Origin of the sequence: Streptomyces sp. NPDC019890 (genome assembly GCF_044903445.1) — a bacterium.
Taxonomy (GTDB): Bacteria; Actinomycetota; Actinomycetes; order Streptomycetales; family Streptomycetaceae; genus Streptomyces.
The window spans coordinates 192,882-216,438 of the sequence record NZ_JBJDQK010000001.1 but is presented as its reverse complement, the minus strand read 5'-3'; the positions used below and the strand labels follow the sequence as shown (position 1 = coordinate 216,438).

At 65.8% G+C, this 23,557-nt stretch carries 17 protein-coding genes, 1 tRNA gene and 2 pseudogenes; 10 read left to right on the top strand and 10 right to left on the bottom strand.

Features of this window, described 5'->3' with window-relative positions:
- Nucleotides 1-1,077 precede the first annotated feature (1,077 nt).
- From ACI2LP_RS00905 to ACI2LP_RS00895, 3 genes are all read right to left on the bottom strand, one after another.
- The gene (locus ACI2LP_RS00905; protein WP_404722393.1) at nt 1,078-1,884 is read right to left on the bottom strand and encodes an SDR family oxidoreductase; all 807 of its coding nucleotides are present in this window, start codon (nt 1,882-1,884) and stop codon (nt 1,078-1,080) included.
- A gap of 529 nt (nt 1,885-2,413) precedes the next feature.
- Nucleotides 2,414-2,791, bottom strand: coding sequence for an ATP-binding protein (locus tag ACI2LP_RS00900; RefSeq protein ID WP_404722392.1), 378 nt, complete (start codon nt 2,789-2,791; stop codon nt 2,414-2,416).
- A gap of 409 nt (nt 2,792-3,200) precedes the next feature.
- Nucleotides 3,201-4,466, bottom strand: coding sequence for an ABC transporter substrate-binding protein (locus tag ACI2LP_RS00895; protein ID WP_404722391.1), 1,266 nt, complete (start codon nt 4,464-4,466; stop codon nt 3,201-3,203).
- A gap of 156 nt (nt 4,467-4,622) precedes the next feature.
- Here ACI2LP_RS00895 and ACI2LP_RS00890 point away from each other — a divergent pair, with 156 nt between their 5' ends.
- From ACI2LP_RS00890 to ACI2LP_RS00870, 5 genes and pseudogenes are all read left to right on the top strand, one after another.
- A complete protein-coding gene (locus tag ACI2LP_RS00890; RefSeq protein WP_404722390.1) occupies nt 4,623-5,126 on the top strand; it encodes a PadR family transcriptional regulator in 504 nt (167 codons plus the stop codon).
- On the top strand, nt 5,123-5,893 hold the full coding sequence (locus tag ACI2LP_RS00885) for an ABC transporter ATP-binding protein (protein WP_404722389.1): 771 nt from the start codon (nt 5,123-5,125) through the stop codon (nt 5,891-5,893). The genes ACI2LP_RS00890 and ACI2LP_RS00885 overlap by 4 nt, the downstream gene beginning before the upstream one ends.
- A gap of 3 nt (nt 5,894-5,896) precedes the next feature.
- Complete coding sequence (locus tag ACI2LP_RS00880) at nt 5,897-8,206, top strand: FtsX-like permease family protein (RefSeq protein WP_404722388.1); 2,310 nt, start codon at nt 5,897-5,899, stop codon at nt 8,204-8,206.
- Between the two features lie 1,202 nt (nt 8,207-9,408).
- Nucleotides 9,409-10,758: an ABC transporter ATP-binding protein gene (locus ACI2LP_RS00875; protein WP_404722387.1), complete on the top strand. Its 1,350-nt coding sequence runs from the start codon at nt 9,409-9,411 to the stop codon at nt 10,756-10,758.
- 378 nt (nt 10,759-11,136) lie between these two features.
- Nucleotides 11,137-11,481, top strand: a pseudogene (locus ACI2LP_RS00870) (transposase); the annotation flags it as partial.
- Between the two features lie 163 nt (nt 11,482-11,644).
- Here the strand turns inward: ACI2LP_RS00870 and ACI2LP_RS00865 are convergent.
- Complete coding sequence (locus ACI2LP_RS00865; RefSeq protein WP_404722386.1) at nt 11,645-12,430, bottom strand: recombinase family protein; 786 nt, start codon at nt 12,428-12,430, stop codon at nt 11,645-11,647.
- Between the two features lie 1,999 nt (nt 12,431-14,429).
- On the opposite strand from ACI2LP_RS00865, the gene ACI2LP_RS00860 reads away from it, so the two are divergent.
- Nucleotides 14,430-14,514, top strand: a tRNA-Leu gene (locus tag ACI2LP_RS00860).
- A gap of 244 nt (nt 14,515-14,758) precedes the next feature.
- On the opposite strand, the gene ACI2LP_RS00855 is transcribed toward ACI2LP_RS00860, so the two are convergent.
- A complete protein-coding gene (locus tag ACI2LP_RS00855; protein ID WP_404722385.1) occupies nt 14,759-16,561 on the bottom strand; it encodes a hypothetical protein in 1,803 nt (600 codons plus the stop codon).
- 95 nt (nt 16,562-16,656) lie between these two features.
- Nucleotides 16,657-17,661, bottom strand: a complete 1,005-nt coding sequence (locus tag ACI2LP_RS00850; protein ID WP_404722384.1) for a hypothetical protein — start codon at nt 17,659-17,661, stop codon at nt 16,657-16,659.
- A 21-nt stretch (nt 17,662-17,682) separates the two neighbouring features.
- On the opposite strand from ACI2LP_RS00850, the gene ACI2LP_RS00845 reads away from it, so the two are divergent.
- On the top strand, nt 17,683-18,003 hold the full coding sequence (locus tag ACI2LP_RS00845; RefSeq protein ID WP_404722383.1) for a helix-turn-helix domain-containing protein: 321 nt from the start codon (nt 17,683-17,685) through the stop codon (nt 18,001-18,003).
- 210 nt (nt 18,004-18,213) lie between these two features.
- Here ACI2LP_RS00845 and ACI2LP_RS00840 read toward each other — a convergent pair whose 3' ends face one another.
- Nucleotides 18,214-18,735, bottom strand: a complete 522-nt coding sequence (locus tag ACI2LP_RS00840; protein ID WP_404722382.1) for a hypothetical protein — start codon at nt 18,733-18,735, stop codon at nt 18,214-18,216.
- Between the two features lie 278 nt (nt 18,736-19,013).
- Between ACI2LP_RS00840 and ACI2LP_RS00835 the strand changes: the two genes are divergently transcribed.
- Entirely contained in the window at nt 19,014-19,781 is a 768-nt protein-coding gene (locus tag ACI2LP_RS00835; RefSeq protein WP_404722381.1) for an IclR family transcriptional regulator, read from the top strand.
- 26 nt (nt 19,782-19,807) lie between these two features.
- Here ACI2LP_RS00835 and ACI2LP_RS00830 read toward each other — a convergent pair whose 3' ends face one another.
- Together ACI2LP_RS00830 and ACI2LP_RS00825 are read right to left on the bottom strand one after the other, a co-directional pair.
- Nucleotides 19,808-20,254 carry an NUDIX domain-containing protein gene (locus tag ACI2LP_RS00830; protein ID WP_404722380.1) on the bottom strand — a complete coding sequence of 149 codons (447 nt, stop codon included), beginning with the start codon at nt 20,252-20,254 and terminating at the stop codon, nt 19,808-19,810.
- Between the two features lie 171 nt (nt 20,255-20,425).
- Entirely contained in the window at nt 20,426-20,770 is a 345-nt protein-coding gene (locus ACI2LP_RS00825) for a hypothetical protein (RefSeq protein ID WP_404722379.1), read from the bottom strand.
- Nucleotides 20,771-20,941: 171 nt separating this feature from the next.
- Here ACI2LP_RS00825 and ACI2LP_RS00820 point away from each other — a divergent pair, with 171 nt between their 5' ends.
- Nucleotides 20,942-21,148, top strand: a complete 207-nt coding sequence (locus ACI2LP_RS00820; protein WP_404722378.1) for a hypothetical protein — start codon at nt 20,942-20,944, stop codon at nt 21,146-21,148.
- Between the two features lie 81 nt (nt 21,149-21,229).
- Nucleotides 21,230-21,775, top strand: a pseudogene (locus tag ACI2LP_RS00815) (DDE-type integrase/transposase/recombinase); the annotation flags it as partial.
- A gap of 174 nt (nt 21,776-21,949) precedes the next feature.
- Here ACI2LP_RS00815 and ACI2LP_RS00810 read toward each other — a convergent pair.
- Nucleotides 21,950-22,681 (bottom strand): EcsC family protein, encoded by a 732-nt coding sequence (locus ACI2LP_RS00810; RefSeq protein ID WP_404722377.1) that lies wholly within the window; start codon nt 22,679-22,681, stop codon nt 21,950-21,952.
- Nucleotides 22,682-23,557 lie beyond the last annotated feature (876 nt).

Below are 23,557 nucleotides of genomic sequence, written 5' to 3'. Positions count from 1 at the left end.
GCCGGCTCTTGGAGCGTGGCTGGGCCCTGCGGTGGCTGCCCACGACTGGGGATTGGGACGGGGCTCGCAGGCTCACGGCCGCCAATCCGTCTGTGACACAGTCCCGTCGCGAGGCGAAGAGGCCGATGCGTGGGCCTTCCCTGAAGGCCGTGAGTCGCGGTGGCTGTCTTCGCCGGTCGCGGACTGCAGATGTACCACCCCTCGTCGAGGTACGTGGGTGATGTGGCTTCGTCGTCGTACGCGGCAGTGGGTCGCGGCGCCGGCCAGGAAGCCAGGTTCTCACCAGCATGTGGGCCGGGCTCAAGTGGGGAGTTGCCGAGTGAGACCGTGCTTTCGGTCGGGGAGACGTCGTCCATGAAGATCGCCTGCTTCGTCAGTCGATGTGAGGTGCCGACGCGCTCGTGCTCCCGATGGGATGGACTCAACAGGGATCGGCGGGAGTCGTACGGAAAGGACTGCCGCTCAAAGCGTTCGGCGTGGTTTGCCCGAGGAGACTCCAGCGGCTCCCGCACACACTGGTGCTGAACTGGTGTTGGAAGGTGAACTGGTACCGGGTCTTGCCCTCGAGCCTGACGGGGTCAGGCATTCCGTCATTCGGACCGCGCACGATACGGTCATCTTGTCTCCTAGGCGGCAGGGCATCGGTGACCGGGATTCACGCGCATCGTCCAATAGAGACGGCGGCGGTTGACAGCGGCCGCAGCGCCTTCGGTGCGGCAAGGAAAGCACCCGATCCCGGGGGGACCAGGGCCTACGGTCTGTGACTCCACGCCGTAGGGTCCCTCAGATCATTCAAAACTCGAACCGCAACGCTAGCCCCGGTACGTGGGTCGAGTGGACATTGGATGGGGGGTCACAATTGCGTGCGGCGCAGTGGTGGGGCCGCCTCCGTGGAATCGGGGCAACGACCCGCCCACCCCTGCCGCCAGGCCCAGCAGTGAGACTTCGGGTGCCAACTCCATTGGTGGAAGGGCAGCTTGCTGTCGTGGAGCACGATCTGCGAGTGCGCCGGCAGACAGGCCGTGAGCTCGCGGTAGTGCCGTCGCCGAGAACGTGACAGCGCCGCCCAATCCACCTTTATCCGTCCGCGCCATCTCTGGGGGTGTACCGCAGTCGGCGATGACGTCCGTTGACCGAACGTACCCATGGTGCCCCACACGCGGTGTGGATGACCTTGCCCGTGATGGCGGCTGCCCGGTCGGAAACAATGAAGGACACGAGTGTTGCGACCTCATTGCAGTGACCGTACCGCCGTAGTGGGATTGTGCTGAGCGGGATAGGTGGCGAATTCTCCGGCAGACCACCGGCCATTTTCGCATCGACGTAGCCAGGAGCAACCATGTTGACACGGACGCCGTACCGTGCGACTTCCTGGGCCAACGCGGTGCTCATGCCCTGGATGCCTGCATTCGATGCCGAACATCGAGCCCAGCCGTCCGTGTCGTCGGAGGCATCAGCGACAGAGGACATGTTGACAATGACGCCGTCCCTCCGCGCCATGAATCCCGGGGCCAGCGAGCGGCAAAGGTTGAACGTGCCGCCGAGGTTCGTGTCGATCACGGCACCCTTTTCCTCAAGCGGCGGCACCACCGCAGCGTTGTTGAGGACGATCCCGGCTGAATTGACGAGGACGCTGACCGGGCCGAGGCTCGTGGTGGCCTTCTGTACAAACCGGTCTACGTCGTCCTGGTCGGCCACGTCGCACGGAGCATGGAAAGCCTGGCGGCCCACGTCATGAACGAGTCGCTCGGTCTCCGTAGCCACTTCGGTACCGCTGGGGTAACAAAAGGCGATGTTGTAGCCGTCAGCGGCAAGCTGCACGGCGACAGCCCGTCCGATTCCCCGGGACCCCCCGGTGACGATGGCCGAACGTCGTCCGGTCACTCCTCTGCCTTTCTGCTGAGTTTCCCACGAGCCACTCGCAGAGGGCATGCTCGGCTAGGCCGACAGCGCTGGATCGTGCGATGGTTTCCGCGAGCAGGGTGGACGGGTCGAGTCAGACACCGTGAATCCGCGGCATGGCGTTGCGGCCGGCTCTGCTGCCGGTCCGTACCCGAGAATCCGCTGTCACTGGGGTCTCTGTGTGCTGATGCGCAGTTGCTTGATGGGCCCAGAGTCTCTGCAGGACGCTCACCGGTCAGTAGGGGAGAACTACTCATGTTCCTCGTCGGACCGGCTGTCGAGTGATCACGGTCCAGCCCTTCACCGCAGGGAGTCGGACGTGGCGGGCTCTTCTCGAACGTTTCTTGTGGGCGGAGGGCTCGTCGTTGAAAACGGCATCCTTGGAAAGCCGACAACGCGGGGACGAGCGGGCGCCCGACCTCAGCCGAGGCCGCCACGGGCCAGTCGCAGTGAGGTCGTTGAGGGCTGAAGGAGCGAGCCTGGGCGGATGGCCGCAGCATTGGTGGATGGCTCAGAAGGGAAGGGAGACTCGCACGGCCTTGCCCCGGTGATCGGGGTCGGAGCGAATCTCGAGGATGCCGCCGACCTCGGTAGCGAGGTCGCGGACCAGCCGCAGGCCCCGTCCTCCGATGGCGTCTGGGTGCGGGGTGGGCAGCACCCTGGGGAGGTGGGGGTCGCGGTCGTGGACGGCGATCGTCAGGGAGTGGTCGTCGGTGACCAGCGTGAGCTCGGCGCGGGGGGACAGCCGTGCGGCGTGCTTGACGGCGTTGGCCACCAGTTCGGTGATGATCAGCAGAGCCCGGTCGAGGCAGTCCTCCTCCATGCCCGGAGTGCTCTCCGAGAGGATGGCCCTGGCCGCGCGACGGGTGGCGGGGACCGATTGGACCATGGTCTGGAAGGCCGTTTGGTAGCGGAAGTGGGGGGCGCTCAGGGTTTGCATCAGGGACTCGGGCGCTGCCACACCATCCGTGCGACCACTTTCAACCTGGGTTGTATACATTTCCAGCGACCGTCCTGACTTCTGTCGGACTGGAGTGGTGGACTGCGATCGACCTGATGTCCCGCGAAGATCAACGAGGGGAGCGGTCGGGCGATGTCGGCGGTGGAGGCGGGGCGCCTCCTCGGCCGGAACTGGAGTTATGCATACATGTTAAGTATATGTGTGGGGGGTGTGTCAATGACTTTATGGAAAGATCAAGGTGTTATGTCCGGCTATCGTGGGTACAGGGTCAGAACGGCCTTTCGGTAGGCAGGCGCGCGTGGGCCGACCTCTCGGAAATGCCCTGAGGGAGGGCGTTTCAGCCCCTGTCGACGATGGCCTGTAGTTCTCGTGCCAGGCGGGCGACGGTTTCGTCGGAGGTCTGTCGGCCTGCGAGGGCGTCGTGTGTGACTGCCTGGACAGCGAGGCTGACCTGTTCGTAGCGCGGGCTCTTGGGGCGGGGTTTGGCTGTGAGGACGCTCTGCTTGAGTGTGGGCAGGTAGGGGAATCTGCGCACGAGGGCGGGGTCTGAGTACAGGGCCGCCCGTACGGGTGGCAGTGATCCCTGGGTGAGTACCTGGCGCTGGACGCGCTCGCTGGTGAGGTAGGCGATCAGCTCGGTTGCTGACTTCCGGTGGGGTGAGTCGGCGTTGATGGCGAGGTTGGAGCCTCCCAGGATGCTCGAGCCCTGGCCGTTCGGTCCGGGCAGCGGGACGGCGCCGACCTTGCCGGCGATCTTCGAGCCCTTCTCGTTGGCCAGGTCATACACGTATGGCCAGTTGCGCAGGAAGAGCAGGTGGCCATTCTGGAAGGCGCGCCGGGATTCTTCTTCCTTGAAGGTCAGGGCGTCCCTGGGTATCCAGCCGTCGCGAACGCCGCGGGCGAGGAAGTCCAGGCCCTCGCGGGCGGCGGGGGAATCGACGGTGACCCGTGTTCCCTCGTCGCTGAGGATCTGGCCCCCGGCGGACTGGATGACCTCGGCGATGTTGACGGTGAGCCCTTCGTAGGGAAGGTATTGGCCGGCATAGCCGTCGAGGCCGTATTTCGGTGCGATCGACTTCGCCTGACTCTCGAGTTCGCGCCAGGTGCGTGGCGGCTGCCGGCCCTCTCGCTGGAGCAGATCCTTGCGGTAGTAGAGCAGTCCCGCGTTGGTGACGTAGGGGACGGCATAGAGCTTTCCCCGGAAAGTGGCGGTGTCCACAACGGGAGGCAGGAATTTGTCGAGCGGGAAGCGGTCGGCGTCGAGCGGGGTGATCCAGCCGGCGGCGGCGAATTCCGAGGTCCACGTGACGTCGATGTTGAGCACGTCGAAACGGCCGCTGCCCGAACGCAAGCCGGTTGCCATCTGTGCGCGCACCTCGTCCGCGGCTTCCGGCAGCTCGATGACCTTCACCTTCTCGGCAGGATGCGAGCGGTTCCACTCACTCAGCACATTGCGCAGGTAATCCGTCAGGTCACCGCCAGTCACGAACGTCATCGGACCGGTCTCGGAGGGCCGCTGCGCGCTGCCGCCCTCCCCGGAGCAGCCTGTCAGAAGCAAGGCGCCGATGATGAGCCCTCCACCAGCGGCTCGCGCCCACCGCATAGATGCCTCCTTGGTGTGCAGCGTTCGGCGGTCACGGGAAGTATGCTCTATGCATACCTGTTAGCCATGACGGATACCAGAGCTGGTAGAAACAGGGAAGCCAACCCGGAGGAAGTCGAAACGCCTCCTCAATCCACGGCGAGGGGAAGATTCAGAGTGCGTCTCGCCCTGCTGGTGCTCTTGTTCAAGGGGCCAGCGCATGGATATGAGCTCAAGCAGGCTCTCGAGAAGCTCATGGGGGCAGCTTACTCTCAGCCCAACATCGGACAGATTTATGTCACTCTCAGTCGCCTTGAGAATGCAGGTCTGATCCAGGGGGAAGACGTCGCTCAGTCCAGTCGGCCGAACAAGCGCATCTACCAACTCACCGATGCCGGACGTGAGGCAGTGGCTGACTGGTTCGAGGAGCCGGCCGAGCCGAAGGTGCGGGACGACTTCTTCATGAAGCTCGCGCTCGCCCACGAGACGGGGGCGGCCGACCAGATCAGTTTGATCAACAAACAGCGTCGCTACTGCCTCAATGCCATGCGCGACCTGTCCAAGCTCGCGGCCTCGGAAGACCGGGACAAGCGAATCTCGCAATTGCTGATCGAGGGTGCGATGCTGCACCTACAGGCTGACCTCGACTGGCTGGAACGCTGTCAGGAGGAGCTGGAATGAGCCGCGACGTCTCGTCTGCTGACGCTGTCCCGCAGCCCATGGTGAAGGCCCAGGGGCTGGTCAAGACATACAAGGCAGAGGGTGCCGAGGCAAGAGCCGTGCGCGGCGTCGATCTCTATGTGGAGCCAGGCGAATTCGTTGCCGTCACCGGGCCCTCAGGCGCGGGTAAGTCCACGCTGCTGCATTTGCTGGGTGGCTTGGACCGCCCGGACAGCGGGGAAATCTGGCTGGACGGCCGGCAGGTCGACTCGCTGAGCGAGGCTCGCTGGGCAGTGCTGCGCCGACGCAAGATCGGCATCGTCTTCCAGTTCTTCAACCTGATCTCCAACATGACCGTGGCCGACAACATCGAACTCCCGGCACTGCTGGCCGGCAAGAGTCCACGGCAAGCGAGGGCGAGCTGTGAGGAGCTGCTGGCCGAGCTGAAGCTGGAGAGCAAGATGCGCAGCATGCCCGGTGAGTTGTCTGGAGGCGAGCAGCAGCGGGTGGCGCTGGCTCGTGCCCTGGTCAACCATCCGCGCCTGCTTCTCGCCGACGAGCCGACCGGCAGTCTGGACAGCAAGGGGGGCCGCGATGTCCTGCGATTGCTTACCCGCTTCCATCAGCGCGGCCAGACCATCCTGCTGGTCACCCACGACGCGAGGGCTGCGAGCACGGCGGACCGGGTGATCAGTTTCTTCGATGGGCAGGTCGTCGACGACGCGGTCCTCGGCGGGCCTGAGCATGTGCCGAGCAGTGTCGCCGACATCCTCAGAATCAAGGAATGAGCGATGCGGGCCACCTTGCGCTGGGCGCACGCCGACCTTCGGGCCAACCGCGGCGAGGCATTGTTCATCGTCCTGGCCACCGCAGGGATCATCGCCGCCCTCCTGCTGGCTGGCGCGCTCCTGCAATACGCGGCCAACCCATGGCAGCGCGTCTTCACCGAGTCCTCCGGCGCACACGTATGGATCCAAACCCCGGCGAACGAGCGCCTCGAGAAGCTGAGAGACATTGACGGCATCGCAGCCTTTTCCGGCCCCTTCCCGAGTGCCGCGGCGACTGCTGAGCTCCGCGGAGCGCGGGTGTCACTGGAGCTGCGTGGTGCCGGAGCCGACCCCCCCAAAGTTGCTCGTCCACTGGTCGACTCCGGCCAGTGGCTGGCGGACACGGTCCCCAATGGCATCGTGCTGGAGCGATCGGCCGCCGATGCGCTGTGGGCCAAGCCCGGCGACGCTGTGCGAGTCCGCGGCAGCGACGGCAGGTTTACCACTCTTCGGGTCGTGGGGCTGGCCGACACCGCGGAACTGCGCTTCGCGCGTGGGGTGAGGGCCGGCGTCGCCTGGGTGCTGCCCGAACAGCTTCACCGTGTCGAGCCCGACCCTCAGCGTGTTGGACAGACAGTCGGACTACGGCTGACCGATCCCCAGGACACCGACTTCACGGTGCAGCAGGCAGTCACTCGGATCGGAGCCGACCAGGTCGCCAAAGTCTCCACGTGGGAAGAGGCGAGGTCCGAAGCCGAGGGCGACAACCGCCTCCTGGGATTGCTGCTTGGCTCCTTCGGCTTGGGGGCATTGCTGGCTGCCGCGCTCGCGGTGACCGGAGCAATCAGTACCCGCGTTCGCGGGCACCTGCGCGACATCTCCGTCCTGAAAGCCATCGGGTTCACCCCAGGCCAGGTCGTCCGTGCGTTCCTGGTCGAGCACGCAGCATTCGCTCTGATCGGCGTCGCCGTCGGGGCGGTCGTCACCGAGACGGTGGGCCCCCGGATTCCCGGACGCATCGGGGACGCGATGGTGCTGTGGCGCGAGCTACCCCAGCATGCCTGGGCACTCCTTGCCACGTCACTCGGAGCGGTGCTGGTCATCACCGCAGCTACCGGCCTGGCTGCCTGGCGTGCCGGCCGCGTTTCCCCTATTCCCGTCGCCCGAGGAGCGATCAAGAGCGGCCGCCGGATGTCCGGAACCGCCAGACTTGCTCTGCGGCTGAGAACTCCGCCCGCCGTCGTGCTCGGCTGGCGCGGGGCATTCCAGCGCCCGGCGCGCTCCGCAGCGGCCGTGGGACGGCTCGCGCTTCCGCTGCTGATGATCACGGTCGCCCTGGGGGCCTGGGCAACCCTGGACCGCTTTGAAAGCCGGCCCGAGGACGTAGGGCTCGCCGCCGAACTCAGCGCCAGGCCGGAGGGCATCGACGACGCCACGGCACGCAGGCTGCTGTCCGATCAACCGGGCGTCGCCGAGTCCCACCCGGGCATCGAAGTTGCGGCGCTGGTCCCTGGCCAGACCAGGACGATCACGCTCCGCGGCCTGGGCACCATAGGACACCCCTACCCCTTCACCGTCGCAGAGGGCCGCACCATCAAGAACTCGGACGAAGCGGTGGCGGGGCAGGGGCTACTTGACCTCATGGGAGCGAAGGTCGGTGACTGGGTCCGAATGACCGTCGGAAGCAGCCCGCAAGTCCTCCACATCGTAGGCCGCAGTATCGAGCCACAGGACGGCGGCCGAGTGATCTCCACGACCGTCGACACGCTTCGCGAGGGAGACGCCTCGCTGCGGCCCGAGTTCTACAACCTGGTCCTGACGCGTGCGGCTGACCCCGATACCGTGAGCACCGCCCTGGCCGAGTCCTCCCACGGAGGTCTCGAGGTCCGGAAGAACACCAACCCAGCCGACCAACTCTCCGCCGCCCGCGGGGTGATCATCGGACTCGTCGGAGTGCTCGCCTTCATCGGTCTGGCCGAACTGTCCACCGTGATCGCCGCCGGACTGCGCGAACATGGCCGCGACCTTCTCGCCCTCAAAGCCATTGGGCTCACACCCCGTCAGATCACCGCAGTGATTGTCACAAGCACGGGGTTCATCGCTGCGGCAGCAGCCCTGACCGGAACCATCCTGGGCGTGGTTGCGTCGACTTGGCTGATCGACCTCCAGGGGCGATCGAGCGGCATTGGCGCGGGCATTGCGCAGCACCCCTCCCTGGGAGTCCTGTTCCTGCTCGGCGGAGCCGCGGTCGCCGGGGCGATTGCGGTCTCGGTTCTGCCGGCTACACGCGCCTCCCGCCGCAGGCTGGCGGACACGCTCAGCGACGATATGTGAGCGGATCCAGCGGACTGCTACGCAAGTCTTCTCAGCGCACCTCGTTCCCTCGCGGGGACACGCAGCCACTGAGATCTGTTCGGCGCAACGCTCACGCACGGAAGCTCGAGCTGTGCAGGTGTACTTGCCTCTCGGCTGGCGTCGATGCCGCTCCCCGGTCGTCCCAGTGTCGCGGCGTTCCGGCTGCGCCAGACGTCCGTCCCCACCTCTATTGGACCAAGGGGCGCGGCAGTTCCCACGGTGTGCCCGGCGACCGCTGACCTGCCCATGAGGGGGCTGCCACGGTTCGGTAGCCGTAGGCTGCCTTCGTGCAGCCTGGACGAGCGCGATTCTCATCGTTGCGGGCAGGGGGCAGCTCAACTGGCGCTGTTTCGGGCTGAGGTCGCCACGACGAAAACTCCCTACCGAACTGAGTTCCCAACCGCGGGAGTTCAAAAGATCCGCAGCCATCCGCAGCTGCCGGCCTCACACCTCCGGCTCCTCCGTACCTGTCCGAGGGGGTCGTTTCCGGTGCGTGAGTTTCGATGGGCCCGAGGCACTTGCATTACCTACTGGTTAGGCAGGCCGAGTGATCATCTTCGCATGGACATACTTTCCAGAAGCGGATAAATTGCCCTCATATGCGGATTATTGGCTGCAGCGGTATTGACACCCCTCTGAATCTCCTACCTAACATGCAGCCATACCGCCGATGTCCAGTCGAGTGACCGAGGCGTTGTCCCACTTCACGATCCCACCGCGTGCGTCGCTGTCCCGCAGACAGCGATCAAAAGCCGATCGCCTCTTCCACCCCAGCGCCGAACGACTCCGTGCGCCCAGATCCAGGATGGTGACGGGATGTCCACAGCCCCCGCCGAGAACGCCGGGTGTGCACACCACCCTGCCCGTGAGTGTGCCCCCGCACGCAGCATCCGGGACGGCACTGGCGATGGCATCGGCCATCCCGACCGTCGGCGGGAAGGACTGCCGTATGCGGGCGCCGACTAGGTGGCTACGCCCGCCCGGGATTTCACCGAAGCCCTTCGCCCGACCCATCCGACAGACGAGCCGTAGACGACATTTCGCGAGTCTTCGGGGGGCACCGAGGCTGTAGCGGACGCCTCGCGACAGTGTCTCTGGACTATCGGGCGGCCTGCACGCGGACCTCTCCAACCACGTTCATCCGTCTCTCTACATTCCATCTGACTTCTGGTGGCTCTCTCATGACTCGCGCCATTTCCCTGCACGGGATCTCCAAGACCTATCCGAAGCAGCGGAACCCCGCTGTCAACCGGGTCTCGCTGGACATAGCGCCCGGCGAGTTCCTTGTGTTGCTCGGCCCGTCAGGGTGCGGTAAATCGACGGTTCTGCGGATGATTGCCGGGCTGGAGGGCATCACCTCCGGTGAATTGCTGTTGGACGGGGAGTACGCCAATGACCTGGCGCCGGCGGACCGCCGGATGGCCATGGTTTTCCAGAACTTCGCCCTGTACCCGAATTTGACCAGTCGCGAGAACATCGGCTTCCCGCTGCTGTTCGAGGCTCCTGACGAGGACCCGCGCCTGCGGATCGAGGAGACCGCGCGAATCCTGGGGATCGAGGAGGTACTCGACCGATACCCCGGGCAGTTGTCTGGAGGCGAGCGGCAGCGCGTTGCGATGGGCCGGGCGATCTCTCGCCACCCTTCGGTGTTCCTGATGGACGAGCCGCTGTCCAATCTGGACGCCAAGCTGCGGGGGCATCTTCGTGCAGAAATTGCCCGGCTGACCCGGGGGATGGGTGTCACCACGGTCTATGTGACGCATGATCAGGCCGAGGCGATGTCGCTCGGTGACCGTGTGGCGATTATGCGCAGCGGAGTGCTGCAGCAGGTCAGCACTCCCCGCGATGCGTACCACCTGCCCGAGAATGTATTCGTGGCGGCTTTCGTCGGCACGCCACGGATCAACCTGTTGCAGGCCAGGGTGATGGCGCCGTTCAGTGGAGGGATGTGGATCAACTTTGGCTCACAGCGCCTGGCGCTGCCTGAGCCGCTGAGCATGGAGCATCAAATGCTACGGATCCAGCAGGGGCGGCCGATCATCGTTGGCCTGCGGTCGGAGGCAGTACGGCTCGCCTCATCGAGCCGGGCTCGTGAGGGCGAGGTCCCGCTTACCGGCGTCGTCGAGCACCTGGACTATCAGGGCCATGAGTCCCTGGTCCATCTGAACACGGGGGCACGGCCAGCCCTGGTGCCAGAGCTTGAGGCACCGCGGCCGACAGTCCCGGGGGCCTTGGTGGGAGCCCGCGGAGCGTCGCGCCGCCCCGACGAACTGAAGAGGCTGGTGCAGAAGGCCGCTGGGTGGATCCCCGGCCTAAAAACTCCTCCCCAGCACCCAACCTCGCTCATGGAGCATGGCAGCAGCCTGAGCCAACCCTCAACCGGCGACTTGGTCGTGCGGACAGGACCGAACACCCCGGTGCGCCCGGGCGACCGCGTGCCGCTGCTCGTGGACCTCGCCCGCCTCTACATCTTCGACAATGAAGGACGGCGTATCTGCCCGGCCCCGGCAGAGGCACCTCGGCTGGAGTAGGTGTCCCGTGCGTCCCTGCCTTGCTCCCTCGGCCGTTGTGCACCCCCGCCAGCCAAGAAGTTGGCAAGGCAGGTCTGCGGGAACTCAATGCGGGGGCCGCGAGGGGCGGCGGGGTCTGGAATCTGAGTAGTTGTCCCGTGCCGGAGCAGCGGATGAACCGGCGAGACTCTCACCGTAGATCGAATCGTCGGCTGGGAATGGTTCGCGCCGTAGAGTCGGCCCATCACCTCTCACGGACGGTTTCTGCCGTCGCCCGGGTGTCCTCATCCCCCGCTGTCACCCGGGCGGCTCTACCCCTACCGTCGCCCGGGCGCCCCTGGCCCGCCCGGGTGACGTCTAAGACGGTGTCCTATGTGGTGATCACTCGTTGGTTCGTTCATGGGGCGGGGTACGTGGAGTTGGATTGTTCCGGACGGCTTGTGGGAGCTCGCCAGGCCGTTGATTCCGGAGGACCGGGTGCGGCCGCAGGGTGGCGGAACACCGGACACGCCTGATGAGACGCTGTTCGCAGCGATCATCTACGTGCTGGTGAGCCGGTGTGCCTGGCGGGCCTTGCCGCCATGCTTCGGGGTCTCGAAGTCGGCGGCCCACCGTCGGTTCATGAGCTGGTCGCGGGCCGGGGTGTGGGGTCGGCTCCACGAAGCGGTCCTGCACCAACTCGACGACGCCGGCCTGATCGACGTGTCGCGTGTGGTCCTCGACTCTGCCCACGTACGCGCTAAAACTGCGCGAGCTCGACATCAAGCCGCAGGAGCCGCAAGGCTGAGTCCCCGGCTGCGTGCCGCCGCTCAAACTGCCAGAGCACGCATCGAAGCGTGCGTTGGCATAGACAAGGGACAGCAGTTGCGGGACAGCCCTTAGCGAGGATGGGGAGATCTCCGTTCACTCACAGTGTCAATGTCTCCCTGATCACGAGTTTGGCAGGTTCAAGCACTGCCTTGACGTGCAGCAGCCCTGCGGCGTCAGCGTAGAGGAGCCGCAATCCGAAAGCCTTTAGAGCATCGGCTTGCTCTTGTGGGTCGCCGTCGTGCAGCAGACTCAGGCTGTGGCAACTCGCTGCGATCACCGCTTCTCGATCTGCCAGATTGGTTACGGTCGTGGTCATTTGCATCAGCCGGCGCCGTTCGCAGACCGACTGGAGCCAAGGTATGAGCAGACTCTTCACCCTCCTCTCTCGCAGGTATACGTTGCGCGGATGGGAGTTGCGGCCCACGGTCGTGTATTCGCCTGATGACCGGCAACGGTAGTAGGGTTCGTCGTTGTTCCACGCGCCCTGCATGAGCCGATTACACCTTCCGCAACGCAAAAGACCGCGCAGTAGGTACGACCGCGCCTCGGGGGCCGTATTCGCAGTATGGCGAATTCGGCGGTCGGCAAACATCTTCTGCACCCTGTCGAAGTCCTCGAGATCCACGATGGCCTGGCAGGACGTCAGATCGGGCTGCTCATTTCCGGATGATATTCCGGTTGCATAGCGCGAGTTGATCAGAATCGAGCGCACCGCACTCTTGGTCCAGAAGGGCCCAAGTTTGCCCGATCCGCTGTGATAGGCCCCCGGGCTCTGAATTCCCTCAAAATTGAGGATGTCGGCTATCCCCTGCAGGCCCTTCCCGAGCAAGTATTCGCGGAAGATTCGCAGGACAACGGGTGCAGTTCTCTCGTCCAGCGTCACCCTCGGGACGGACCCGGGCTCTTCTCTCGTCCTGACTGCCCGGTATCCATAAGGTGGTCGGCCTCGCGGCCGAGTCGTCGCTGTCTCGAGGTTGGCCTCGGGTACGGGCTCTATTGCTCGTGTCTGGGCTTCCGGGCCGGGTCCAAGAGACACGCTGTCCCTGTTGCCCGGGATCCCTGCTTCTACTGAAGCGCTCGGATTGGGCGAAAGTTCACGGGTGCTCGGCACCCGTAACGGCCTCAGTGGAGAAGATCCTTGCCAATCCATTCCTGATGGCGTTGGCGAGTCGCTAGTTGGGGGCTCGGTTGTCATTCCGGTGTTGGTTTCCTGAAGGACGGCGCCGGTGCGGCGAGGGGGCTTTCCAGGGCACTGGCCGGCTTGAACTGCAGTTGGCGGAAGTTACGGCCGCGGGGATGTGTGGGGTCAGATTGGTCGCTCGCCCCACCGGACTCACACCTTGGGCCGGCGCCCAGCCCGAATGTGCTGCGAAGGACGCCGAGGTGGTGTTTCGCCGCTCAGGCGCTTCTGGTGGAAGGCAGCTCGCCACGAAAACTGAGCCCGGCCTGGTCTGTCTCTGTGGAGACAGCGGTACAAAGGTCTACATGCTCTGGCACTAGGAACAACGTTGAACACTGGTGAGCGGCGATGCATCGAGCGTGGGCTACTCCGATCGGTGAAACGTTCCGTGTTGACCAACGGCTGACCTATTCGTGCTCCCCGATCGGGGACAGCAGAGCGGCTCTGCGGTCGTGCCGAGCTGAGCGGGTGCCGCCCGTGCTCGTGCAACTGGTGCATGTGGAGCGTCTTCAGTCTTTGGGCGGAAGACCTGAAGGCGTTCGCTCATTAATGCCTACATGTTAGGTATGTACGGCAGGATTGTGTCAACACCACCCCCAGTTATATGGGGGGTCACTCCAAGGGTGACCTTGCCTCATGCCTAACGTGTAAGTATCTTGATCGTCGTGTCTGCAGCTGGTCTGGTACGGCTCCCCCGACAGGTCGGACGGCGGTCACGCGGTGCGTCTGTCCGCACCAGCCGCGCCCGCCTCTTGGACCGCACTCCGACGGGCGGGTGCGGCTCGGCTACGCAGACTGCCCCAGGGCGAGCCCCCTGAGTAGAGGGCGCCGGGCCGCACGGCCTGGCGCGGTATCTGCAGTGGTCGAGGTCCGTAACAACGGCCGAGCACGGCCTGGCTACTGATGTCGCCCAGCCCTCGTCTGCGGTGCGGCCAGGTGCCGTCGATGGAATTCGCCACGAACGGCACCTCGTTCCGACCCTCAAATCGGCAGGGTAAGACGGGGGTTGTCTCGCCGCCCATGTGACGCCTGGCGTCTTATGCATGGTCACCGCGCCGGACTCTTGGGACGTGAATCTGCACAGAGCATGGGCCCTTGGGTTACTGCATGGTGAGCTCTTCGGCTCGCTGTATGTTTGGACGTATGGGTACAGAGGCGCCGTTGGGAAAAATGACTGGAATCCCGCTGACCTGACCGCCTTCGTGGGCCGGGATGCAGAAGTGGTGAAGGTCAGGCAGCTCCTCTCGGTTTCTCGTCTGGTCACTCTGACGGGGGTCGGCGGCGTCGGGAAGACACGCTTGGCGCTCCGAGTGAGTGCCACCGTTGCTCGGGCGTTTCCCGCCGGCGTGTGTGTCGTGGAACTGGCGAGTGTGCGCGATTCTCGGCTGCTCGTGCAGAGTGTGGCCGCGGCGCCGCCGGAAGGTCTGGCATGTGTGACGCCTCTTCTGGGCTGCGGGTGATCGGCCGAAGGGCATCATCGGCAGCAGCAACAGCGTGATCATGTGCACGTCCTGAGCATGGGCTGTTGCTCACGGTGAGTGCCCGGGCGGACACATTATGTGCAGGCGATGTGGCGGCGCGCACTACAAGCATTCGGCGGAGACTGCTACAGGTCACTGACCATGGGAAATGCAGGTGAGAGCGACCTGAAACCCCTGGTATTGTTGTCCATGTCGCCGCGGGAAACCGGGGCGGTCACCTGGTCCGGGTGGCGGAATGGCAGACGCGCTAGCTTGAGGTGCTAGTGCCCTTTATCGGGCGTGGGGGTTCAAGTCCCCCCTCGGACACTGACGGGACGTTCACGAGATCGTCCCGAAGCGTTCACGAATTACCGGTCGAGTCATGTGACTCGCCGGTATTTCGTCGTTTCTGGGGCCTCGAGCCTCGTGATCGGCTCGATGAGGGGGTGAGGCGGTGGCGGTCCAAGTACTGCGCCTCTCACCTGCGGAAACAGGACATGCCTGCGCAACGGCTGGTAGCCGTGGCGCAGGCATGTGGGGTTTTCAGGGGGCGGAGCGCGGCGGAGGTGTGTCACTCGCGTGGCGGAGGCTCGACCTGCTCGGTCGGAAGCGGTCGCGCCTGGGGCGGGTCGGAGGGCTCACCGGGTTGGGTTGGGGCGCTCTGCGTGCTGGCTTTGCGGGGCTGGATGCCCTGGTCGCGGAGGAACCGTCGGATGGCTCTGAGGTTCGCCACAAAGATGATGACGGCATTGAGCAGGGTCTGTGCGACGCGTCCGTGCGGCAGGCGGAGCTGGGGATTGTCGATGCTGTCGAGGGCGGACTTCTTGAGGTTGCCGTTGCCGCCCTCGTTCTGACTGCGCAGTCCGGACCAGGCTTCCTGCCACAGAGGGGTGAACAGGGGGTATTTCTGCCGCCACTTGGCCAACACGGTGCCCGGGACGGTGATGCTCTTCCCCCTGCAGATGTCGGGGTAGACGGGGGTGTCCCGCTTGGGCCTGGGGATGGTGGGCAGGGCTGCCGGGGTACGGACAGTCGGGGCATCGAGGTCGACGACGGTGGACGGGCGTGGCTGGGGCCGGCGGTAGCAGGTGACCGTGGCGTGGGACCCGAGGGCGGGGCACTGTCGACGCTGGTCCCCTGCGGGCCCGTACTCCTTGATCTTGGTCTGGTAGTCCTTCCGGGACTGGATCAGGTTGAGTGCGTGGGCGCGGTCCTCGTCCGTGCGGCTGTCGATGTATGTGGCGCCCGCGGTGATCAACGGGGTGGGCATCAGCGGGCAGTAGAACTCGCCGCCGACCAGCTGCATGCCGCGGAACTCTCCCTGCCGGTCGACCTTGTCGTCGTTGTAGTGCTTCACCGCGTTGAGGCCGAGTTTGAGCAGCTGCAGATGCAGGTTGTGAGGCTTGGCCTGGGTGATGCCCCGGTCGGCGCAGAACAGGTCTTTGACCAGGCCTCGTTCGAAGGCCGGCTGGATGGCGCGCAGGGCGGCCGGGCCGGGTTCGGTGCCCGGGGTGTGCAGGATCATGCCGAGGCAGACCGCGGGGTAGGCGCCAGCGAGGTCGCCATGACCATGGCCTGGGAACGCGGCCATCATGGCGTAGCGGAACTCTCTCTTCTCCGGCGCCTTGACCTTCTTCTCCCGTGCCGACTTGGTCTTGCGAGGCACTGGCTTGTTTGCCGTGCCGCGCCGGGTGCCAGTGTTCATGGAGGCCGCAGCTTTGCCGCTGGGCCCCGACTTCTTCTGCGTTCCTCCCTTCACGTACATCCCGGCGGTGATCTCAAGCGAGGCCCGGTCCTGGTGGTAGTCCGGCTCTTTGCCCCAGACCGGAACCGGGGTGTCGTCGACCGCGATATGGCCAGGCCACCGAGCGAAGTCGCCGCGCCGGTAGGAAGCCATCACCGGAGCGAGAATCAGATCCTGGGCGATGGCCTCCAGGTTGCGCACGGTGTCCTGGTTGTCGCGGGCATTCCACTTCCGTCGGATCTTCTTGGCCTCACTGAGCGACAGCCGCTTGCGGCGGTCGTGCGGTGCAGGGTCGAGGCGCCGGGTCATCGAGGACCAGGACCGGTAGACGTGCTTCGACGTCGCGTACTGGTGGTGCGCGACGCGGTCGATCTCTTCTCGGGTTGCGCCCTCGCGGATGTGCAGGTCGACGTCGGGGACGTCAAGGAGGGCTTTGGACCCTGGAGACAGGGCGAAGAAGAGCGTCTCCCATGCGTCGTCGATGTTCGCGCTCTTGCCCATGTACTGCGACAGGATCAGGCCGATCAGCAGTGTGCGGAACGGGAAGCCCTTCGGGCCTGGCCGGTGCTCGTTGGAGGGAAGGCGTTCCAGTACTCCGCTGTGGCGCACGAGGTCGAAGACCTGCCTCACAACGCGGTCGCTGAGGGTACGGCCGGGGGCCTGCGGTGCAGGGCGTAGAGCGAGGCCGGTACGTCGGCAGGGTTTGTCCTCCGGGTTCTTCCTGCTCATGCCGCCGCCCCCCGCAACAGATCGGATGCCTCCGCTTCGGGCACGTCGTGGAGGAAGACGAGGTAGCGCGAGAGGCTGTGCAGGGTCCCGAGTCCCGACGCTTTGAGGATCACTTTCAGCGGAATACCTGCATTCAACAGTTCGACGAGCCAGGTCGTACGCAGCCGCTGGGTCTGCAGCACTGCACCGTCACAACGGCCGATGATCCGCGGGAAACTGGCCAGCCAGTCCGATGCGATGTGCTTGCTGGTGCGGTCCTGCCAGTCCGGCCGGAAGGCGTACGCGTCTGCCGGGATGTGGGCGGCTTCCGCCAGCAGCAGTTCCTCGTAGGCGTACCGGCATACGACAGTGCGCGGACGGCGCCCGTTTACCTTGACCAGTGCCCGGCCGGTGGGACCCGCGAGGATATCCCGCCCCTGAACGTACACAAGATCCTCAACGGCGAGCCCGCAGCCGACGCCGAGACAGAAGAGCAGGCAGGCGTTGCGCCGCTGGGCCGGGGTGGGCAGGCTCTGCGCCCAGATCAGCCAGTAGGCGACTTCCGCCGGAGGGTAGGGGGCCACTGGGGCGGCGGTGGCCTTCAGCCGGATCGGCGCATGCTGTCCGAGCTGGTCCAGCAGGAGCGCTTCGGAGGCCCGGCGCAGCTGGCTGCTGCAGGTTCGGCGGCTGTTGGCGGCCATGTCGCGGCAGCCGACGAGGATGAACCGTTCGACGGTGCTCTGGTCAAGGATCACCGAGGGTTCGAGCGGAAGGCCCTGGGCCTCGACCCAGGCGACCAGCCGTGCGAGCGGCGTCATCACCACGTCTGGGCCGTAGGGTCCCGCTGCGACGGCCATGAATCCCAGCGAGCGGACGACCGGCGCGATGCGGCGCCACTGTGCGGGCGGCACCGTCTCCGCCTTCGGTGCGTAGGCCAGCAGGCGATTCGACACAGCGACCTCCAGGCGCAAGGCCCATGACAGGTGGCCGGTTAACCGGCCACTGGTGTCAGTGTCGATCACGATCTGAAGGAACGCATCTTTATGACCGGAGGCCGAGCGCGCACGGCGCCGCCATGGAGCTACGCCGTCGATCCGGAGGAGTGGCCGGATGCCCGGATCGCCGGGGAGCCCGCCGCGGCGGTCGTCCAAACGATTGCCCGCCGTCTCGCCGCGGCCCTGCGCGAGAGGCCGGAGCTCTCGCTGCGCGCACTGGCCGCCCAGAGCAACGTCGGCAGACAGACCATCGGCGATCTGCTGGCGGGAGCCACCTGGCCGGATGTCCTGACGGTCTGCCGACTGGAGCGCGCCCTGGGCCTGGCGCTCTGGCCCGGATCGAATGCGACTCATTGTGCTCATGACTGATCCCCAATTGCCTATTTGAGGTCAGTCGTGCACGCTCAAGGGCGGGATGGCGCAGACGCCCTATAGCGCCACCCGTGGGAGCGCTAGAGTGAACGTGCGCGACGGACCGGAACCCTGCTAGGAGAAGCGTCCGTTCGCGTGTTTGGCGGCCTCCCTCGACCGCTAATCGAGGGAGGCCTGCTTGTTGGGTTAGGGTCGTTCTCGGGTGGATCAAGCAGCTCGGGATGACAGCACGGCCCGGAACATTCCCGGTGCTACGTTTTCCACCTCACCAAGTTGCTTCATGCGGTTGAGCGTTTTTCCTACGGATGAGCGGACCGTAGCGTCCGCACCCGGGCGCACCGCCGCCGCGATATCGGTGATGGACATTGCCTCTTGAGCGGCGCACAGGAGTGTGAGGATCGCATCGCGCATGCTTCCGTTACGCGGTGGCCCCAGGGCCCGAGTGCCAATGCCCGGGCGCGCATCTTCGGACGAAGGATCCACGTCAGCGACAGAGACTTCAGACGGACCCTCCCGGGAAGGCTGGGCGGTTTCCGCGTCCTCGCCAGTGTCCGGCGGCTCTTCGCGGACATCGGTGGATTCGACGCCGTGGCACATCATCGCGTACACAGCTTCCAATGTCGCCAACTCGCCGCGCAGTGAAGTGATCAGCTCCTTCACGGCATGCCGGGCCTGGTCGATGTAGACACCCTTGTCTGACGCAGGTGCGCTGGTCCGGTATCCCGCCATAGCGAACTCCTAAGGAAGGCCGCTGCCAGTGTAGGGACGGCACACTGTGGCACGCACGCAGTTCCTGTGAGGCGCTATAAAACGGTCAGCAGTGCGCTCAAGCACGGCAAGTCCGGTCGGTGTTAGCGCAGGACTCGACCTGTCTTGGCGCAGAGTTGGCTCGCCGGGTTCGTGCGATGCGGCACCGGAACTGTGAGACGTGCCACCACGGAATTCTCCCGTGTGGATTCTGTCGAAGCTCCCGGTCTCCGGGAACGTTTGAGCGTTACGGTTCCTTCATGGTGGATGGCAAGCATCTGTCGGCGACAGAGGCCTTGGCGTCGGTGACGAAGGCCCTGGATGTTCTAGTGCTGGCGTATGACCGGGGGGAAATCGGTGTTACCGAAACCGCCCGGGAGCTCGGTATCTCACGTTCCACCGCACACCGCATCCTGGTCACCCTGCAGCGCACGGGTTTCCTGCGCCACGATCCTGGCCAGCACGGATACTCGGCGGGGCTGCAGCTCGTACGCATGGGACTGGCCGCGATCGCCCAGCTGGACGTCCGACGACAGGCGCGCAGACCCCTGGAGGAGCTCTCCGAGAAGCTGCAGGAGACGGTGTGCCTGTACTCCCTGGATGCGGCCGTCGTCCGACTACTCGACGGAGTCGAGTGCCGGCATGTCCTGCGCGTCAGCGTTCCGCTCGGACAGGAGCTCCCCGCCCACGTCACAGCGGCGGGCAAGGCCCTGCTCGCACTGCGCGACCCGGCAGATGTACGCGCGACACTCCCGGCCGCGCTCCCTGCCACGGCGGCAGGAAGCATCACTGAGTGGCCGCTGCTTGAGGTGGAGTTGGAGGAAGTCAGAGTCCGGGGATGGGCGGCAGACCTCGAGGAAAGTGCACACGACCTGCACGGGGTAGGCGTGGCCATCCGCAACCGCATCGGGGAACCGCTCGCCGCGATCTCCGTGTACGCACCCGCCGTGCGCCTGCGTGAACAGGACATGCCAGCGGTTGCTACGGCCCTGCAGGAGACCGCCGCCACGATCGCCAGGGCAGAGTGACAGAGGGTGCCGAGGTGCCGGGACCTTCAAGACTCCAAAGTGATCCGCCCGTCCGGGATCCACCCCTCCAGGTATCCCGTCAACAGCACATCCACATTCGGCAGATCGCACCGTGTGCACAACTCCTGCCACTGCTCAGGCTCCGCCCAGCGTGTGACTCCCTTCCAAGGCAGATGCTCCGGTGGATCGCCAGCCGCAGCGAGACGAAAGATATACACGTGCGCCTCTCGACGGCTCCGGCCCACTGGCACAGGGACCTGAGCCCAACGGCATCCCTCGACGGCGCCCCCGCGCACCGGCAGCGCGCCGACCACGTTGCGCAGCACGCGAGCTGCCGCCTCACGGTAGGGCTCCGCGGCTCGGACGGATCCTGAAGGAAGTACCCATTGGGGATGACCTCCAGAAAGTTCGTCAGCCACCAAGGCAAGCTGCCCTTTTAGGCTCAGCACCGCGACGAACGCGACCCGCCGCATCCTGGGGGCCGGCACGGCAGGGCGTCCCGAACCCCCGACTGCGTCCAGGAAAACAGGCACGGACCGATCCTGACATGCGGCCGCTTAACCGGCCACTTTTCGTAGCGACGCGAGTCTTGGCCGTAGGAGACAGCAGCCCCCGGATCGCGCCTTCAGGGATGAGCGAAGCCATCACCACTTCGAAGGCGCGACTCGGGCGGATCTCGTAGGCGGTGAAACGCAGGGGCGGGACGGAGCCGGTGGGGTCAGCCTCGTCCCCCTGTGTGGTCGGCGGACTGTGCCGCCTCCTGACGGAATGCTCCGAGGCGAGGAGCCCCGCTCGCGCAGGGACGCCGCGTCCTGGACGGCAAGGAACGCGGCGGCCAGCTGGGCCAGGGTGATGTGCCGGTACCAGCCGTGGAAGGAGCGCACCTCGTAGTCGGCCAGGCCGCAGGCGGACTTGGCCAGCTTGATTGCTTCCTCGACGCGCCAGCGGGCGACCAGCGGCTCGCTATAACGATACGGATGCGAGGGCATCGACCTTACGGTCGCGGTCCTCGTAGCATTTGGGCTTTGCCGGGGCCGTCCGTTTGTCGTGCTGGGCGTCGTTAGTCCATTGGGTGACGACAGCGGGGTCGGCTCCGGCGGCGAGGGCGGCCGGGTAGCGGGCGAGGCGAGGGTGGGAACGGTTCACTTCGAACTGCAGGCATGGCTCGGACACCGCAGCCCGACCAGCGCCCTGCACTACGCGAGGATCACATCAAAAAGGCCGACCACTTGCAGCGGATGCTCATCTCCACCCCGCTGACCGACGACGAACGCGCCGCCGTCGACGACGGTCAGGCCGCCCTCGACGGACTCCTCAGCCGGCTATCCGAGGTCCCCACTCCCGCCGGCGCCAGCCCTCGCGACTGAACCGGCCGACCGCCTGCGCGCTGCTGCTGATCGTCGAGGTCCGACAAGGCGCCCAATGACGAAACAGCAGGTCACAGATTCCACAGAATAGCGACGGTCCTGGACTGCTTCAGCCGGAAGGTCGTGGGCTGGTCCATCGCCGACCACATGCGCACGGACCTGGCCGCCGACGCCCTGCGGATGGCCGCCCGCACCCGCGGCGGCGTGGACGGGGCACTCTTCCACTCCGATCACGGGGCCCAATACGGTTCGGGGGCCTTCGCGCCAGCCTCTGCGACCAGCTCGGGGCCAACCGGTCGATGGGCGCGGTCGGCAGCAGCGCGAACAGCGCGGCCTGCGAGCGGTTCCATGCGTCTCGGAAACGCGAGACCCTCCGCGGAGGCCGCGTCTACAGCGACGCTGCCACCTGCAGGTCACCGTCTTCGCCTGACTGGCCTGCTACAACACCCGCCGCAGACACTTCGCCAACGGCCGCCCCGGCCCGACGAATACGAACGGCGACACGACGCGGCTAAGCTCACGCTCGCCGCAGGACGCACCAACGCGTGTCCATCATCACGGGGGAAGGCCGGCCATGCCTTCGGGACCAAGCAGGCTCTGGAGCGAGGACTTCGACCTCCGGGATGACGGTGACGTGCCTGTCGACAGGCTCTGCAACACCTGCAAGCACCGCCCACGACCTGGACGAGGTCTGACAAGGGCAGGCGGCGACGAGCGCAGGTAGTGCCGGAAGTCCTCCCGCTGCTCCTCCACGCCCAGCGAGGAAGAGGCGCGCGCTGGTCCACCTGGTTCGCTTCTTCGTTACTTCGGTTCCTCGGCCCGCAGGGTGTCGCCACGCATGGCCTTGTCCGTGGCCCGCCCGATGACAGCAGTCGCTCCTGCGTCCACAGCCCCTCCGACAAGGCCCCCCAGGATTGGGATCCCCTTGGCGAGCGTGATCGCAGCGCGCTGGGTCCCATACTTCGCGACGAGGTGGGTCCCTGCCTTCTTGTTGATCGCCCGGATCATCGTGATCGGGATCTTCTTGATCATCTGCTCGCCGAACTTCTGGCCTGCCTTCACCCCGAAGGCTGCGAGGACGCGCTGCGTGCTCATCCCGATCGCGAGCATCATCGCGACGGTCCGCGCGTGCGGATCACGGATGTCCCATCCCCGAAGGTGCGCGATGGCGCCGGCCATCCGCATGTTGACGGCGAAGGATGCGGTCACGTTCGCGGGTATCGTCACGCCTGCGGTCAGCAGACCTCCGAGCCCGGTGATGAACCCCTGAGCCCCGGCTGCGGCCACGGACTCCTTGATGAGGCGGGCGACGACCGCGTCGATGTCGTCCTTCATGTCCTGGGGAGAGCGGCGCTCATCGTCACCAGGTGCCCGGTAATCGGCACCCTGCCGACGCGAAAGACGGTCCTCGGCCCAGGTTGCCGACCCCGTGATCGGCCCCACGCCGTTCACCATGACCTTCTCCGCAAGCTCAGCAACCCACTGCCCGGCCTTCTCGGCCGCTCCTTCATCAGGAGTCTTCTCGTCGGCCATCACATGCTCCTTCCGCGAGCGCCCCGCCGGGGGCATCCCGCACTGCTGCGGGCAGGAGAAGGATTCCGGTCGCCGGCATCCCGGCAGCCCTGTGGGCGGCTGAAGCCGCATCCCCCTCGCTACCGCCCGTCCACCCCTTCGCGTCACGACGTCCTTCGCCGCGCCGCCTTACACGAGCTGAAGCGGCTACACCTTCCCATGCGGTTGAAAGCATCGTCAAACCGCTTCGGTTCGCTGGTGTGTGCCCGATTCAGGGATGACGAGCAGACTGTGTCGGCTTCATCCCGCACGCGGCCCCACCAGGAACGGGCAAGGCTGCCCGGTCCACGAGACGTACAGGCTGTCCCGGGCCCGGGTGCAGGCGGCGAACAGCATGCAGCTTCCGCGGCGAGGGCGGCCTCGTGCTGGAGCCGGTCGAGCTTCTGCGGGGTGGCGGCCGAAGGATTCGGCAGGGCGCGGTCGTTGACGCCGACGACGGCGGTGTAGCGGTACTCGAGCCCTAAAAAGTGTGCATGCACCCGCGTTGACTGCGTCGTCGGTGCGGGCGACTCCCGCGCGGACCACCCGGCTTGCGGGGACCCCGGCCGCGATCGAGCGGTCCTTGGCTTTCTCGCAAGTCACTATGACCGCGCACAGGTACCGATCTCCTCGTACGCGGCACCGCCGTCCACCAACTCACGCACCTGCTCGACCCGGTCGTCGAGTTCAGCCTCCTCCATCTCCGCCGCGCGGACGCGTGGTCCGAAACCGTGCAGGGCCGAGCTGTATCCGATCAGCGTGTCGTGCCGTCCATGTCTGCCAGTTCGGCGTAGGGGCGTGGGTACGGGCATCCGGAGGGCCGAGCGGGGTACGCGACGACCCTGGCAAGCGAAGGTG

Coding starts and splice junctions, on each gene's coding strand:
- ACI2LP_RS00825 (WP_404722379.1), bottom strand. CDS start 20,770: ATGCCCTCGCATCCGTATCGTTATAGCGAGCCGCTGGTCGCCCGCTGG.
- ACI2LP_RS00835 (WP_404722381.1), top strand. CDS start 19,014: ATGGTGGATGGCAAGCATCTGTCGGCGACAGAGGCCTTGGCGTCGGTG.
- ACI2LP_RS00845 (WP_404722383.1), top strand. CDS start 17,683: ATGACCGGAGGCCGAGCGCGCACGGCGCCGCCATGGAGCTACGCCGTC.
- ACI2LP_RS00875 (WP_404722387.1), top strand. CDS start 9,409: ATGACTCGCGCCATTTCCCTGCACGGGATCTCCAAGACCTATCCGAAG.
- ACI2LP_RS00900 (WP_404722392.1), bottom strand. CDS start 2,791: ATGGTCCAATCGGTCCCCGCCACCCGTCGCGCGGCCAGGGCCATCCTC.
- ACI2LP_RS00810 (WP_404722377.1), bottom strand. CDS start 22,681: ATGGCCGACGAGAAGACTCCTGATGAAGGAGCGGCCGAGAAGGCCGGG.
- ACI2LP_RS00820 (WP_404722378.1), top strand. CDS start 20,942: ATGGCTCGGACACCGCAGCCCGACCAGCGCCCTGCACTACGCGAGGAT.
- ACI2LP_RS00830 (WP_404722380.1), bottom strand. CDS start 20,254: ATGCGGCGGGTCGCGTTCGTCGCGGTGCTGAGCCTAAAAGGGCAGCTT.
- ACI2LP_RS00895 (WP_404722391.1), bottom strand. CDS start 4,466: ATGCGGTGGGCGCGAGCCGCTGGTGGAGGGCTCATCATCGGCGCCTTG.
- ACI2LP_RS00885 (WP_404722389.1), top strand. CDS start 5,123: ATGAGCCGCGACGTCTCGTCTGCTGACGCTGTCCCGCAGCCCATGGTG.
- ACI2LP_RS00840 (WP_404722382.1), bottom strand. CDS start 18,735: ATGGCGGGATACCGGACCAGCGCACCTGCGTCAGACAAGGGTGTCTAC.
- ACI2LP_RS00880 (WP_404722388.1), top strand. CDS start 5,897: ATGCGGGCCACCTTGCGCTGGGCGCACGCCGACCTTCGGGCCAACCGC.